Here is a 13,837-nt window from a genome sequence, read left to right as displayed (position 1 = left end):
CACCCGGACAATCCGTCCGGGTGGTCGGGGATGACCACTACCAGGCGATTGACCTACCGCCTGTTGGCGGTATGTCCGCTGCGTGGATATACGGTGGGGCCTGTGACCGCGATTCGCGATCGCCAGAGCGATCCTGATGCCGACGACGTTCCCGTTGCCTGGGACGAGCGTCCCCTCGTCGGCGCCAGGCGTGGGCTGCCCTGGTGGGCGGCCGTACTGGTGGGCTTCGGGCTCGCCATCCTTGGCGCCTTCGTCGACATGACGATGCAGAAGGACCTGGGCCTGCTGTTCAAGGCGTGCTACGCCGTCGGCGCGGTGGCCGCGGTGGTGGCCGTCCAGCGCCGCGGGCTGTTCGGCCCGATGGTGCAGCCGCCCCTGGTCCTGGCCGTGACCGTGCCGGGGGTCATCCTCCTGACCTCTGACGGCAGCAAGGGCACGGACCTGCTGTCCAGAGCCGTCGACGTCGGCGGCCCGTTGATCAACGGCTTCCCGACGATGGCCATCACCACCGGCCTCACCTTGGCGATCGGCGTCTTCCGCATCTACCGCGAACGCGATCCCGACGCCTCGGTGAAGCTGAAGTCGAACGCCAAGCCGGAGCGTCGCGAGGAGGCCAAGGCCTCGGCCAAACCGGCCGCGGCGGGCCCTCGCCGTCCGGCCTCCCGGACCGGGCAGACGCCGCCCCCGCCGTCGCGCCGCGGCGCGCCGCGGGACGACGCGCCGTCGCCGCGCCGCCGTCCGGCCGACGACGAACGCCGTCCTCGCCGCGACGCCGAGTCCGGTGTCCGCAAGCCCCCGCCGCCGGGACAGCCGCGGCGCCCGCGTCCGGCGGAAGACGGCGAACCTCGCCGTCGCGACCCTCGCGGTGAGAGCGCCCCAGGCGCCCCGCGCCGCCGTCCGCCGCGGGCGGACGACCTTCGCCGTGGCGGTCAGCCGCCGCGTCGCCGCCCCTGGGACGACGAGCGCTGAAGCAAGGGACCTTTGCTCTCACCTGAGCCGCTGACCAGCAAAAAGGACCGCCCGAGAAGATCCTCGGACGGCCCTTTTCCGGATCGGGGGCCTCAGGCCTTGCCGACTTTCCGCAGTTCGTGCGGCAGCGCGAAAGCGATCTTCTCGTTCGCCGTGGTGACCTCGTCGACGTTGCCCCAGCCACGCTCGGCCAGCCACGCCAGCAGGTCCATGACCAGCACCTCCGGCACCGAAGCGCCGCTCGTGACACCGACGGTCTCGACGCCTTCGAGCCACGCTTCGTCGACTTCGTGCGCGAAGTCGACCAGGTACGACGCGCGCGCACCCGCCTTCAGCGCGACCTCGACCAGCCGCTTCGAGTTGGACGAATTCGTCGAGCCGACGACCAGCACCAGATCGCACTCGGCGGCCATGGCCTTGACCGCGACCTGGCGGTTCGTGGTGGCGTAGCAGATGTCGTCGCTGGGCGGGTCGGCCAAGCCGGGGAACTTGTCCCGCAGCTGATCGACGCGCTCCATGGTCTCGTCCACCGAAAGGGTGGTCTGTGAAAGCCAGATGACCTTCGAGGGGTCGCGGATCTCGACCTTGTCGACGTCCTCGGCGGTGTCGACGAGCTGCACCTTGTCGGGAGCCTCGCCGGCGGTGCCCTCGACCTCTTCGTGGCCTTCGTGGCCGATCAGCAGAATGTCGTAGTCGTCCTTCGCGAACCGGTTGACCTCTTTGTGCACCTTCGTCACAAGAGGACACGTCGCGTCGATGGTCCGCAGGTTGCGCTCGGCCGCTTCGGCATGCACCGCGGGCGAAACGCCGTGCGCGGAGAACACCACCAGTTCGCCTTCCGGCACCTCGGAGGTCTCGTCGACGAAGATCACCCCGCGTTCGCGCAGGGTCTCCACGACGTGCCGGTTGTGCACGATCTCCTTGCGCACGTACACGGGTGCGCCGTAGAGCTCGAGTGCCTTTTCGACGGCGATGACCGCACGATCGACGCCCGCGCAGTAGCCGCGAGGCTTGGCGAGCAGGACACGTTTGCCACCTGCCGGCACACCGGACTCGGTGATCGTCGGACTGCCGGCTGGCGTGATTCCGGGACTCGCAGAACTCATGCCCCCAGGGTACGGGCTGCCCCGGAGGCTCCTCGCACTCACGTTTAGGTGACCTGGGAACCCCTCTAAAGTATGTGCGTGGAGTCACGTCCGGTGAGCCGACCCACCCGTTCGGTTGGGCAGGATGGACCAGATACGGCAGGCTAGACGTATGAAGCCTCTCCCGCTCCCCCTCCGGGTCGCCGCGGGCCTCGCCGTCACCACCGCCGAGCGGGTTCGCGAACTTCCCAAGCAGCTCACTGGCCTCCCTGTCACGGTGGTCAGCCAGGTGCTCCAGTTCTCCATGCGCGTGCAGCAGCACGTCACCGAACTCGCGATCAAGGGTGACGACGCGCTGTCGGTCCTTCGCCCGGTCGAGGACGCTCCCAGCTGGGCGACCTTCGACGAGGATCTCCCGCCCGACGAGCCCGAACGCCGCTACGAACGCGACTCGTGCGTGATCCCGCTGCGTGAAGACGCCGACGTCCCCGAGCCGCGCGCTGAGACGAACGGTCACTTCCACGATCTCGAAGCACTCACCGAGGACCCGTGGGCCGAGGAGGAGCGCGCGCTCGCCGAGGACCACGCCGACGGTGAGTTCGACAGCGCGCGCGCCCCCGTCGACTCCGGTCCGGCCGGGCTGGAGGACTACGACACGCTCACCCTGCCGCAGCTGCGCGCCCGCCTGCGCCGGTTCGATCTGGCGCAGCTGGAGGAACTGCTGACCTACGAACGCGCGAACGCCGACCGGCCGTCGTTCGTCGGCATGCTCGCGCGTCGCATCGGGAACGTGAAGAAGGCGGAAACAGAAGACGGCGACAGCGCGGAAGGCCCGTGAGCGCCGAGCCCACCTCCGCTCCGGCGAGCCCGTCCACCACCGCCGAGAACCCGTGGCCGGTCCGCACGGTCGCCCGCAAGGTCGGCGAGTGGATCAACCGGCTCGGCGTGGTCTGGGTGGAGGGCCAGGTCACGCAGATCTCGGCCCGCCAGGGCACCAACACCGCCTTTCTGACGCTGCGCGACCCGTCGGCGGACGTCTCGATGTCGGTGACCTGCCCGATGGGCCTGCTGCGCACGATCGAACCGCCGCTGCGCGAGGGCGCGAGCGTCGTGGTGCACGCGAAACCGACGTTCTTCATGAACCGCGGTTCGTTCAGCCTGCGCGCCAACGAGATCCGCGCGGTCGGCATCGGCGAACTGCTGGCGCGGATCGAACGGTTGCGGCGGCTGCTGGCGGCCGAAGGCCTGTTCGCCCCCGAGCGCAAACGCAAGATCCCGTTCCTGCCCAAGGGAATCGGGCTGATCACCGGCCGCGCGTCCGCCGCGGAACGCGACGTGCTGGTGAACGCGCAGGCCCGCTGGCCGCATGTCGCGTTCAAGGTGATCAACACCGCGGTGCAGGGTTCGCTCGCCGTCCCGCAGATCCTCCAGGCACTGTCCAAATTGGACCGCGACCCGGACGTCGACGTCATCGTGATCGCGCGCGGCGGCGGCAGTGTGGAAGATCTGCTGCCGTTCTCCGACGAGGCCCTGTGCCGCGCGGTGTCGGCGGCCGGGACCCCGGTGGTCAGCGCCATCGGGCACGAACCGGACACCCCGCTGCTCGACCACGTCGCCGACCTTCGCTGCTCGACGCCGACCGACGCCAGCAAGCGGATCGTGCCCGACGTGCGCGAGGAGACCCAGCGGGTCCACCAGATGCGCGACCGCGGCCGCCGCGCCCTGCACGGCTGGGTGGACACGCAGGTCAGGCTGCTGAACCAGATGCGCAGCCGCCCGGTGCTCGCCGACCCGCTCGGCCCTGTCCAGCGCCGTTCCGACGACGTCGAAATCCACCGTGAACGCGGGCGCCGCGCGATGCTCACCCTGCTCGCCAAGGATCAGGCGGAGATCGCCAGCGCCCGCGCGCGGCTGACCGCGCTCGGCCCCGCGGCGACCCTCGAACGCGGCTACGCGGTGGTGCAGTACACCGACGCCGAAGGCAACCTCCAGGTACTCCGGTCCGTCTCCGAAGTCACGGACGGCGCGAAACTGCGCGTCCGCGTGGTCGACGGCGCACTCGGCGCCGTCGTCGCGGGAGAGCCGGAGGAGGGGCGTTGACCTTTCTGCCGTTGACCGTCGACGCCGCGAAGCGCGCCGACGCCCCCGAAGTGCTGCGCAACGCGCTGCTGACCGACCGCGCCGCCGGGGAATGCTGGACGGTCCTGCTGGCCGGATGCGAATTCGGCGTCAAACGCGGCCTCGACTCCCAACTGCGAAGACTCTCCGAAGCGACGGCGGAACATGTCGGCACCCGATGGTGGTTCTCGGACGGCTCCGCGCACCGCAAACGGGTGGCGCGGGCCCAGGAGAACCTTCTCGCGGCGATCGCGGAGGGTGACGGACAGGAGTTCGCTCTCGCCTTCGTGGGTTACGACAACGCCATGGCCGGCGCGGTAGTGTGCGCGGGTATCGGCAAGCATCGACGTCCGGTAGAAGGAAGCACAGCGTGAGCAAACCCGGTGGCGAGACCGCCGAACTCGGCTACGAACAGGCCCGCGACAGGCTTGTCGAGGTCGTCCGCGAGCTCGAAGCGGGCGGGCTGTCCCTGGAACAGTCGCTCGCCCTCTGGGAAAAGGGCGAACAGCTGGCCAAGGTCTGCGAGCACCACCTCGAAGGCGCGCGCGAGCGGATCGAAGCCGCGCTGTCGTCGGTGGAGGACGAGGGCGGCAACGGTCAGTGACGTTCACCATGCTCTTGAGCCACCGAACCACCGTGGGTATCTGAGAGACTGAGACCCCGCCGAGTTCCTGACCCGGGAGGCCTCATGCCCACCCCCACCTCGTCCGCCAGCTCTTCTCGACGCCGTGAAGCGCCCGATCGCAACCTCGCGATGGAACTGGTCCGCGTGACCGAAGCCGCCGCGATGGCCGCGGGCCGCTGGGTGGGGCGGGGGGACAAGATCGGCGGAGACGGCGCCGCCGTGGACGCGATGCGCCAGCTGGTCTCGACCGTGTCGATGCGCGGCGTGGTCGTCATCGGCGAAGGCGAGAAGGACGAAGCCCCGATGCTGTTCAACGGGGAAGAGGTCGGCAACGGCGACGGGCCGGACTGCGACGTCGCGGTCGACCCGGTCGACGGGACAACCCTGATGGCCAAGGGCATGCCGAACGCGCTGGCCGTACTCGCGGTCGCCGAACGCGGCGCGATGTTCGACCCGTCCGCGGTGTTCTACATGGAGAAGCTCGCCGTCGGCCCGGACGCCGCGGGCAAGGTCGACCTGGCCGCCCCGGTCGCGGAGAACATCCGCCGGGTCGCGAAGGCCAAGAACTCCAGCGTTTCCGACGTCACCGTGTGCATCCTCGACCGGCCGCGGCACGAACAGCTGATCAAGGAGGTCCGCGACGCGGGCGCCCGCATCCGGTTCATCTCCGACGGCGACGTCGCCGGCGCGATCGCCGCGGCCCGGCCGAGCACCGGCGTCGACATGCTGCTCGGTATCGGCGGCACCCCCGAAGGCATCATCGCCGCCTGCGCGATGAAGTGCCTCGGCGGCGAACTCCAGGGCCGCCTGTGGCCGAAGGACGACGCGGAGCGCGAGAAGGCGCTGGCGGCGGGCCACGACCTCGACCGCGTGCTCGGCAACGACGACCTCGTCCGCGGCGACAACGTGTTCTTCTGCGCCACCGGCGTCACCGACGGCGACCTGCTGCGCGGCGTGCACTACCGCGCGGGCGGCGCGACCACCCAGTCGATCGTGATGCGCTCGAAGTCCGGCACCGTCCGGATGATCGACGGCTACCACCGGCTGACCAAACTCCGCTCGTACTCGTCCGTCAACTTCGACGGCCACCTCGACGATTCACTGGAAGACGACGTAATTCCCCCGCTCCCCTAAGGAGAATCCGTGCTCAAGCGCGTGCTCGTGGTCCTGTTCGCGGCGATGGTCCTCACGCCGGTCGGACAGGCCACGGGTGCGGGCGACCTCGTCGGCGGCAGAGAGGCCGACGAGCCGTATCCGTTCATCGCGTCGCTGCATTCGGCCTCCGGTAAGGCTTTCTGCGGCGGCGCGCTGATCGCATCGGACTGGCTGGTGACGGCGGGGCACTGTGTCGAGGGCAAGAACCCGGCGAACCTGAGCGCGCGGATCGGCAGCAACGACAACACCCAGGGTGGCGAGCTCGCGAAACTCGTCGAGATCATCGTCTACCCCTCCTACAACCCCGATCCCGAGCACGCGGGCGGCGATCTCGCCGTGGTGCGGCTGGCCGCACCGGTGAAGGCGGCGCCGGTCCCGGTGGGTGCCGTCGTGGCGCCGGGGACGCCGACGCGGCTGCTCGGCTGGGGTCAGACGTGCCCGACTTCGGGCTGTGGCAAGGGTCCGGCGAAGTTGCTGCAACTGGACACGAAGATCGTCGAAGGCGCGCGCTGCACGGCGAAGTTCGACGGCGCCGTCGAACTGTGCACCGACAACCCGGGCGGGAATTCGGGTTCGTGCTACGGCGATTCGGGCGGTCCCGAAGTCGCCAAGGTGGCCGAGAAGTGGGTGCTGCTGGGCGCGATCAGCCGCCCGGGTAACGCGGACCCGGTGTGCGCGACGTCGCCGTCGATCGCGACTTCGGTGGTGGCTTACGCGCAGTGGATCGCGGAGAAGACCGCTTCGCCTACTTCGCCCGCTTAAAGTGTTATGAACGGTCCGTTCATAACAGAATTTGTTATGAACGGACCGTTCATAACACTTCGCTACTCCGCGTTGCTGGAGTGACCGGGGAAAAGATGCGCGTCCGGATCCAGCAGGACCGCGATGTTGTTGACCGCCGTCGCCGCTTCCCCGAACCCGGTCGCGATCAGCTTCACCTTACCCGGGTACGCCGCGACGTCGCCCGCCGCGTAGACCCGTTCGCGCGGGGTCGCCATGGTCGAGTCGACGGCGATCGCGCGGTGGTCGATCTTCAGCCCCCAGCTTTCGATCGGCCCGAGATCGGCGGTGAAACCGAGCGCGGCGACCACCGAATCGGCGGGCAGCACCTCCGCCGCCTCTGCGCCCTTGACCTGGATTTCGACCTCCGCCAGCGCACCGTCGCGGTCGAGGAACCGGGTGACTTCGGCATCGGTGACGATCCGCACGCCGAGTTCTCGCGCCTGCCGCACGATCGACTCGGCCGCGCGGAACTTGGCGCGCCGGTGCACGAGGGTGACGCTCGCGGCGACCGGGTGCAGGGCGAGCACCCAGTCGAACGCCGAGTCCCCGCCGCCGACGACGACCACGTGCTGGCCGGCGTGCGCTCGCAGCGCGGGCACGAAGTGGACCATGCCGCGGCCGAGCCAGCCGTTCCCGGCGGGCAGCGGGCGCGGGGTGAACTCGCCGATCCCGGCGGTGATCAGCACCGCCCCGGCGCGCAGGGCCTGCCCGCCGTCGAGGGTGATGGTGATGCCGTCCTCGACGCTTTCGAGCTTTTCGGCCTTGCGTCCGAGCAGATACGCGGGCTTCCACGGCGCCGCCTGGTCGAGCAGGCCCTGCACCAGATCCCGTCCCCGGATCTCGGCGAACCCGCCGACGTCGTAGATCATCTTTTCGGGGTACATCGCGGTGACCTGACCACCCGCCTCCGGCAGTGAATCCACGACGGCCATCGAAAGGCCGCGGAATCCCGCGTAGTAGGCGGCGAAAAGGCCCGTCGGACCTGCCCCGATGATGACGAGGTCGTACGACGTTTCCCCAGCGGACTCGCTCATTCGGCACTCTCCCGGCCGGTGGTGGGCGGCGTGATCGAGAACACAATCGATCCTAGCCCTCGCGTGCCCAAAGACACGGAGCGCGCCGGGGGTCACTGCGCGAAACTTGAGGCATGGCTGAACAGGAATACCGGATCGAACACGACACCATGGGTGAGGTGCGCGTCCCCGTCGAGGCCCTCTACCGCGCGCAGACGCAGCGCGCCGTCGAGAACTTCCCGATCTCCGGCCGGGGCCTGGAGCGCGCCCAGATCCGCGCGCTCGGCCTGCTGAAGGCGGCCGCCGCGCGCGTCAACGCGAAACTCGGCGTGCTGGACGCCGACGTCGCCGAGGCGATCGCGAAGGCCGCCGACGAGGTCGCCGACGGCAAGCACGACGCGCATTTCCCGATCGACGTGTTCCAGACCGGTTCCGGGACCTCGTCGAACATGAACGCCAACGAGGTCATCGCGACGCTCGCGTCGAAGGCGCTGGGCCGCGACGTCCACCCGAACGACCACGTCAACGCTTCGCAGTCCTCCAACGACACCTTCCCGACGACGATCCACGTCGCCGCGACGGAAGCAGTGCTCTCGGACGTGATCCCCGCTCTGGAGTACCTGGACGCCGCGATCACGAAGCGGGCGGCGGACTGGGCGGACATCGTGAAGTCCGGCCGCACCCATCTGATGGACGCCGTCCCGATCACCTTCGGCCAGGAGGCGGGCGCGTGGGCGTCGCAGGTCCGATTCGGAGTCGAGCGCCTGAAGTCGGGCCTGCCGCGACTCGGTGAGCTGCCGATCGGCGGCACCGCGGTCGGATCCGGGCTGAACGCGCCCGAGGGCTTCGGCGCGGCCGTTTCGCGAGAACTGGCTTCGGTGACCGGACTTCCGTTGACCGAGGCGCGCGACCACTTCGAGGCTCAGGCGACGCAGGACAGCGTCGTCGAGACTTCGGGCCATCTGCGCACGGTCGCGGTGTCGCTCAACAAGATCGCGAACGACCTGCGCTGGCTGGGTTCCGGCCCGCGCACCGGGCTCGCCGAACTGGCGCTGCCGGATCTCCAGCCGGGCTCCTCGATCATGCCGGGCAAGGTGAACCCGGTGATCCCGGAGGCGACGCTGCAGGTCGTCGCGCAGGTGATCGGGAACGACGCCGCGGTCGCCTTCGCCGGCGCGGCGGGCAATTTCCAGCTCAACGTGAACCTGCCGGTCATCGCGCGCAACGTGCTCGAATCGGCACGGCTGCTCGCGGCGGTCTCGCGACTGCTGGCGGACAAGGTTTTCGCGGGTGTGACGGTGAACGCCGACCGCGCGCGGGAGTACGCCGAGGGTTCGCCGTCGATCGTGACCCCGCTCAACTCCTACATCGGCTACGAAGAGGCCGCCGCCATCGCGAAGCAGGCCCTCAAGGAGCTGAAGACGATCCGCGAGGTCGTGATCGAACGCGGTCACGTCGCGAACGGCAAACTCACCGAAGCCCAGCTGGACGAAGCTCTCGACGTGCTCCGGATGGCGCGCGGAGGACGCTAAGCACCGAGAGCGACCACAGCCGCATGGAGCGGTGAAGCGAGCGAAGCCGCCAACCCGATCGAGGGGAGCGGTTCGGTGAACAGGTGCAGCCACGTCAGCACCGGCCCGAGCAGCATCGCGTGGACGAGCGCCGGATCGGGCCGCCGTGAGAGTTCTCCTCTCGCGACGGCCCGATCCAGCATCAGGACCAGATAACCGCGCTCACGCTCGAGGAACACCTCGCCGAACCGCGCCTCCAGCACCGGATCCGCCCGGACGTCGGCGAGCAGTGACGGCAGCGCCTGCCGCAGTTCAGCACTGTCCAAAGAGGACTCGATAACCTCGAGAACCGCCGCCACGTCCCCGCGCAGCGAACCGGTGTCCTCCGGCGCTTCGAGCTCCTCCGGATGGATCACCGCGGCGAACACGAGTTCCGCCTTGGACCGCCACCGCCGGTACACCGCGGCCTTGCCGACCCCCGCCCGCACCGCGACCGCGTCGATCGTGCAGCGCTGGTAACCGGATTCGGTCAGCAGTGCTCGCACGGCTTCGCGGACCGCCACGTCGATTCCCTCTTCCCTCGGCCTGCCTCGTGTCATGCGGCCCAGTTTACGAGACTGATAGTTCCATATATCGTCGGGGTATGACCTGGACCAGAACCTCCCGCGAAATCCTGCCCTGCCGTCCGTCCGGTCTCTGGGCCGCACTGGCCGACTTCACCCGGTGGCCAGCCTGGGATCCGGACCTCGTCGGCGTCGACCTGCACGGCCCCGCCGAGGTGGGCTCGACCGGATTCCTCGTACCGAACGGATTCCGCGGCCGCGTGCACTCACGGGTCGCCGAGCCGTTCACCATCACGTCCCTGGTCCAGGACCGCGAGATCGCCATCCGCCAGCCGATTCCGCTCGGTGCCATGGATCTCGTGCTACGCCTGACCGCGGTCGACGGCGGGACGGAGTTCGTCCAGAAGGTCACCTTCACCGGACCGCTGCGCGCGGTCATGGTCGCGATCATCGGCGGCGACGTCGTGAGGCACTTCGGCGTCAAAGGCGCGCGGCTCACCGAACTCGCGGCGGCGCAAGCCGATCACGACGCCCGATGACACCAGCGCGACACCGATCACCTGGGAGACACGGAAATCCTGCATTCCCATCAGGAGCGAGACGGCGAGCCCGGAGACCGGCATGAGCCCGACCAGCACCCCGGCCCGGTCCGCGCCCAGCGCCGAAACCGCCGAGTACCAAAGAAGAAACGCGATCGCCGTGACGACGACCGTCAGATAGCCGAGCGCGATCAGTTCACGCCCGTCCGGCCACACCCAGGCGCTGGACGGGTCGGCGATCGTGCCGGCCACCGCGCCGCCGACGCCCGCGGTACAACAACTCCACGTCGCGGTCGCCAGCGGCCCGAGCCTGTCGAGCACGCCGACGGCGAGCAACGTGAACAGCGCTTCGCACACCATCGCCAACGCCGCGAGCACCAGTCCCTGCCAGCGCGCCGCACCGCCGCCGGAGAGCACCGCGATCCCGAGTCCGGCGAGCACCGCCCCGGTCACCGGCGCCCACGAGGGCCGTTGCCCCTTCGCCAGCGGGCCGGCGAGCGCCAGCACGAGCGGTGTGCCGCCGAGGAACGCGGCGACCAGGCCGGGTTCGGCGTAGCGCTGCGCGAACAGCAGGCACGCCTGGAACCCGATCATCCCGGTCGCGGCGAGCGCGATCAGCGACGGCACGTCACGCGGGCCGGGCAGCGGCAACGGACGGCCGGTCAGCCGCGCCCACGCCAGCAGGAGCGCTCCCGCCAGCGCGTAACGCAGCGCCTGCCCGGTGATCACCGGGTAGCCGTCGAGCATTCCCGTCACCGGCACGGACGCGCCGACGATCAGCACCCCCAGTACGCCGATCGTCACACTTCTTCGTTCACTGTCCACGGCTCCACGATGTCGGTCTTTTGGTCTTCGGCACAGAGCCAGAACCTGAGCAGTGGACAGGACCATAAGTACCTGGGTCTGACAGGACCAGGCACGCGGCCCCCGACTTCCGAGATACTCGTCGACATGAACGACACGGCCGAACTGGGCGACTTCCTCAAGGCGCGCAGGGCCGCGCTGGACCCGGCGGACCTCGGCCTGCCGACGGGGTTCAACCAGCGCCGCGTCGCCGGGCTGCGGCGCGAGGAGCTGGCGCAGCTGGCCGGGATCAGCGTCGACTACTACACGCGGCTCGAACAGGGCCGGGCGCGGAACGTGTCCGATTCCGTCCTCGATTCGCTGAGCCGGGCGCTGCGCTTGCACCGCGACGAAAAGACCTACCTGCGGAACCTGGCCACCCCGAAACGCCAACGCGTCGCCCGGCCCCGGGCTCAGCGGGTCCGGCCGGAACTGCGGACGATGCTGAACGCCCTCCACTCCCCGGCGTTCGTCTTCGGCCGGTACCTGGACGTGCTGGCCTGGAATGCGCTCGGCTCCGCGCTGTCCTTCGACTTCGCCGCCTGTCCGCCCGGCGAGCGCAACATCCCGAAGATGTTCTTCCTCGACGAGCACGCCCGCGAGCTGCACCCGGAGTGGGAGACGGTCGCGAAGGAGGTCGTCGCGAACCTTCGCGCCGAGAGCGGGAAGTACCCGGACGACCCGTACCTCGCGCGGCTGGTCGGCGAACTCTCACTCGGCAGTGAGGAGTTCCGGAAGCTTTGGGCGAAGCACACCGTGCGCGAGAAGGCGCACGCGTGGAAGGTGATGATCAACCCGGTGGTGGGCGAACTCCGGCTGCGCTACGAGACGCTGCGGCTGCCCGACGACCCGGATCAGGCACTGGTTGTCTACACGGCCGAGCCCGGCTCCGACAGCGAACGGGCGCTCGGCCTGCTCGCCAGCTGGGTGACGAATCCCGCTCACGCTTGAGCGGCCCGGCTTCAACGCGAAACTGTCGGTGCCCGGGGTCATGATGGACCCATGTTGTTCACCGCGGTGGTGACCGCGTCGGCCGAGTTGGCCGCCACGAGGTCCAGGAAGGCGAAGATCGCCACCCTGGCCGCGCTGCTGCGCGCCGCCGGTGAGCCGGAGCTTCCGGCGGTGGTCGCGTTCCTCACCGGGCAGCCGACGCAGGGCCGCATCGGCACCGGCTGGCGGACGTTGGCCGAACTGGACGCGACTCCGGCCGCCGAACCGTCGTTGTCCGTGGCCGAGGTCGACACGGCACTCGGCACGGTGGGGGCGGCGTCCGGTTCGGGATCGGTGAAGCTGCGCGCGGAGACGTTGCGGGCGCTGTTCACCAAGATGACCAAAGCCGAGCAGGAGTTCCTGTTCCGGCTGCTCACCGGCGAGCTGCGGCAGGGCGCGCTCGAAGGGATCATGGTGGACGCGATCGCGGCGGCGTCCGAGATCCCGGCCGAGGACGTGCGGCGGGCGTTCATGCTGTCCGGGCAGCTACCGGTGACGGGTCTGGCGGCGATGACCGGCGGCCGGGAGCGGCTCGCGGAGTTCAAACTGGCGCTGGGCACGCCGATCCGGCCGATGCTGGCTTCGCCCGCGGAGTCGCTGGAGGAGGCGATCACCGAGCACGCCGAGGCGCTGGTCGAGTACAAGATGGACGGAGCGCGGATACAGGTCCACCGCGACGGCGACGAGGTGCACGTCTACACGCGGACACTGCGGGAAATCACCGGCAGCGTCGGCGAACTGGTGGACCTGGTGCGCTCGCTGCCTTGCACGTCGGTGGTGCTCGACGGCGAGACGCTGGCGCTGACCGACGACGGCAGGCCGAGGCCGTTCCAGGAGACGATGAGCCGCTTCGGCAGCACCCGCGAGGAGCAGGTCAAGGCCCTGCTGTTGCGGCCGTACTTCTTCGATTGCCTGCATCTGGACGGCGTCGATCTGCTGGACACGCCCCTTTCCGAACGGAACACCGCCCTGCACAAGGTCGCGGGCGAGCACGTCATCCCTGGTGAGATCGCGCCCGCTTCGGCGGAGGGAGTGCTGGAAGCCGCGATGGCCGCCGGACACGAAGGCGTGATGGTCAAGGATCTCGCGTCGCCGTACGCGGCGGGCCGTCGCGGGCGCGCGTGGCTCAAGGTGAAACCGGTGCACACGATCGACCTCGTCGTGCTCGCCGCGGAATGGGGACACGGCAGGCGCACCGGCAAGCTGTCGAACCTGCATCTCGGCGCGCGCGACCCCGACGGCGGGCCGCCGATCATGGTCGGCAAGACGTTCAAGGGCATGACCGACGAACTGCTGGCCTGGCAGACGAAGACGTTCCAGGAGATCGAGACCCACCGCACGGACTGGGTGGTGCACGTCCGGCCGGAGATCGTCGTCGAGATCGAACTCGACGGGGCCCAGGTGAGCACGCGGTATCCGGGTGGGCTGGCGCTGCGCTTCGCGCGGGTCGTGCGCTACCGGCCCGACAAGGAGGCCGCCGACGCCGACACCATCGACACCGTGCGGGCCCTCCTAAAACCTTGAGTGAGTGCCCCCCGGGGGTAGCCCGCGATTCGTCCTCTGGTTGCGGTAGTTCGCGCTACCAACTACCGCAACCAGAGGACGAATCGCGACGAAGGGGCGCCCGATCGAGTGGCGGCTTG

General features: G+C 69.5%; 14 protein-coding genes and 1 pseudogene. 11 read left to right on the top strand and 4 right to left on the bottom strand.

What is annotated here, in order from left to right:
• Positions 1 to 102: 102 nt before the first annotated feature.
• Positions 103 to 969: a DUF6542 domain-containing protein gene (locus BS329_RS12510; protein ID WP_076159607.1), complete on the top strand. Its 867-nt coding sequence runs from the start codon at positions 103 to 105 to the stop codon at positions 967 to 969.
• A gap of 92 nt (positions 970 to 1,061) precedes the next feature.
• Here the strand turns inward: BS329_RS12510 and BS329_RS12505 are convergent, their stop codons facing one another.
• Positions 1,062 to 2,075 carry a 4-hydroxy-3-methylbut-2-enyl diphosphate reductase gene (locus BS329_RS12505; protein ID WP_076159604.1) on the bottom strand — a complete coding sequence of 338 codons (1,014 nt, stop codon included), beginning with the start codon at positions 2,073 to 2,075 and terminating at the stop codon, positions 1,062 to 1,064.
• Between the two features lie 151 nt (positions 2,076 to 2,226).
• Between BS329_RS12505 and BS329_RS12500 the strand changes: the two genes are divergently transcribed.
• The 6 genes from BS329_RS12500 (at position 2,227) to BS329_RS12475 (ending at position 6,714) form a co-directional block, all read left to right on the top strand.
• Entirely contained in the window at positions 2,227 to 2,892 is a 666-nt protein-coding gene (locus tag BS329_RS12500) for a lipid droplet-associated protein (protein WP_076159601.1), read from the top strand.
• Positions 2,889 to 4,154 carry an exodeoxyribonuclease VII large subunit gene (gene xseA / locus BS329_RS12495; protein WP_076159598.1) on the top strand — a complete coding sequence of 422 codons (1,266 nt, stop codon included), beginning with the start codon at positions 2,889 to 2,891 and terminating at the stop codon, positions 4,152 to 4,154. The genes BS329_RS12500 and xseA overlap by 4 nt, the downstream gene beginning before the upstream one ends.
• Positions 4,151 to 4,546 (top strand): hypothetical protein, encoded by a 396-nt coding sequence (locus BS329_RS12490; RefSeq protein WP_076159595.1) that lies wholly within the window; start codon positions 4,151 to 4,153, stop codon positions 4,544 to 4,546. The genes xseA and BS329_RS12490 overlap by 4 nt, the downstream gene beginning before the upstream one ends.
• On the top strand, positions 4,543 to 4,776 hold the full coding sequence (locus BS329_RS12485; RefSeq protein WP_076159592.1) for an exodeoxyribonuclease VII small subunit: 234 nt from the start codon (positions 4,543 to 4,545) through the stop codon (positions 4,774 to 4,776). The genes BS329_RS12490 and BS329_RS12485 overlap by 4 nt, the downstream gene beginning before the upstream one ends.
• A gap of 84 nt (positions 4,777 to 4,860) precedes the next feature.
• Positions 4,861 to 5,931: a class II fructose-bisphosphatase gene (glpX, locus tag BS329_RS12480; protein ID WP_076159590.1), complete on the top strand. Its 1,071-nt coding sequence runs from the start codon at positions 4,861 to 4,863 to the stop codon at positions 5,929 to 5,931.
• 9 nt (positions 5,932 to 5,940) lie between these two features.
• The gene (locus BS329_RS12475; protein ID WP_076159587.1) at positions 5,941 to 6,714 is read left to right on the top strand and encodes a S1 family peptidase; all 774 of its coding nucleotides are present in this window, start codon (positions 5,941 to 5,943) and stop codon (positions 6,712 to 6,714) included.
• Between the two features lie 62 nt (positions 6,715 to 6,776).
• Here the strand turns inward: BS329_RS12475 and BS329_RS12470 are convergent, their stop codons facing one another.
• Positions 6,777 to 7,769, bottom strand: a complete 993-nt coding sequence (locus BS329_RS12470; protein WP_076159584.1) for an NAD(P)/FAD-dependent oxidoreductase — start codon at positions 7,767 to 7,769, stop codon at positions 6,777 to 6,779.
• A gap of 113 nt (positions 7,770 to 7,882) precedes the next feature.
• Between BS329_RS12470 and BS329_RS12465 the strand changes: the two genes are divergently transcribed.
• Entirely contained in the window at positions 7,883 to 9,280 is a 1,398-nt protein-coding gene (locus BS329_RS12465; RefSeq protein ID WP_076159581.1) for a class II fumarate hydratase, read from the top strand.
• On the opposite strand, the gene BS329_RS12460 is transcribed toward BS329_RS12465, so the two are convergent.
• Positions 9,277 to 9,858 (bottom strand): TetR/AcrR family transcriptional regulator, encoded by a 582-nt coding sequence (locus BS329_RS12460; protein ID WP_076159578.1) that lies wholly within the window; start codon positions 9,856 to 9,858, stop codon positions 9,277 to 9,279. The genes BS329_RS12465 and BS329_RS12460 overlap by 4 nt on opposite strands.
• A 44-nt stretch (positions 9,859 to 9,902) precedes the next feature.
• Between BS329_RS12460 and BS329_RS44500 the strand changes: the two are divergent.
• A pseudogene (locus BS329_RS44500) lies at positions 9,903 to 10,211 on the top strand (SRPBCC family protein); the annotation flags it as partial.
• On the opposite strand, the gene BS329_RS12455 reads toward BS329_RS44500, so the two are convergent.
• Entirely contained in the window at positions 10,185 to 11,186 is a 1,002-nt protein-coding gene (locus BS329_RS12455) for a DMT family transporter (protein ID WP_244197121.1), read from the bottom strand. The pseudogene BS329_RS44500 and the gene BS329_RS12455 sit on opposite strands and share 27 nt — an antisense overlap.
• A gap of 126 nt (positions 11,187 to 11,312) precedes the next feature.
• Here BS329_RS12455 and BS329_RS12450 point away from each other — a divergent pair, with 126 nt between their 5' ends.
• Together BS329_RS12450 and BS329_RS12445 are read left to right on the top strand one after the other, a co-directional pair.
• Positions 11,313 to 12,155 carry a helix-turn-helix transcriptional regulator gene (locus tag BS329_RS12450; protein ID WP_076159575.1) on the top strand — a complete coding sequence of 281 codons (843 nt, stop codon included), beginning with the start codon at positions 11,313 to 11,315 and terminating at the stop codon, positions 12,153 to 12,155.
• A 51-nt stretch (positions 12,156 to 12,206) separates the two neighbouring features.
• A complete protein-coding gene (locus BS329_RS12445) occupies positions 12,207 to 13,718 on the top strand; it encodes an ATP-dependent DNA ligase (protein ID WP_076159572.1) in 1,512 nt (503 codons plus the stop codon).
• The last annotated feature ends 119 nt before the right edge of the window (positions 13,719 to 13,837 follow it).

It is taken from the genome of Amycolatopsis coloradensis (assembly GCF_001953865.1).
Lineage (GTDB): Bacteria > Actinomycetota > Actinomycetes > Mycobacteriales > Pseudonocardiaceae > Amycolatopsis > Amycolatopsis coloradensis.
Note: the sequence above shows the minus strand (reverse complement) of the source record. Positions and strands in the feature narration are given on the sequence as shown.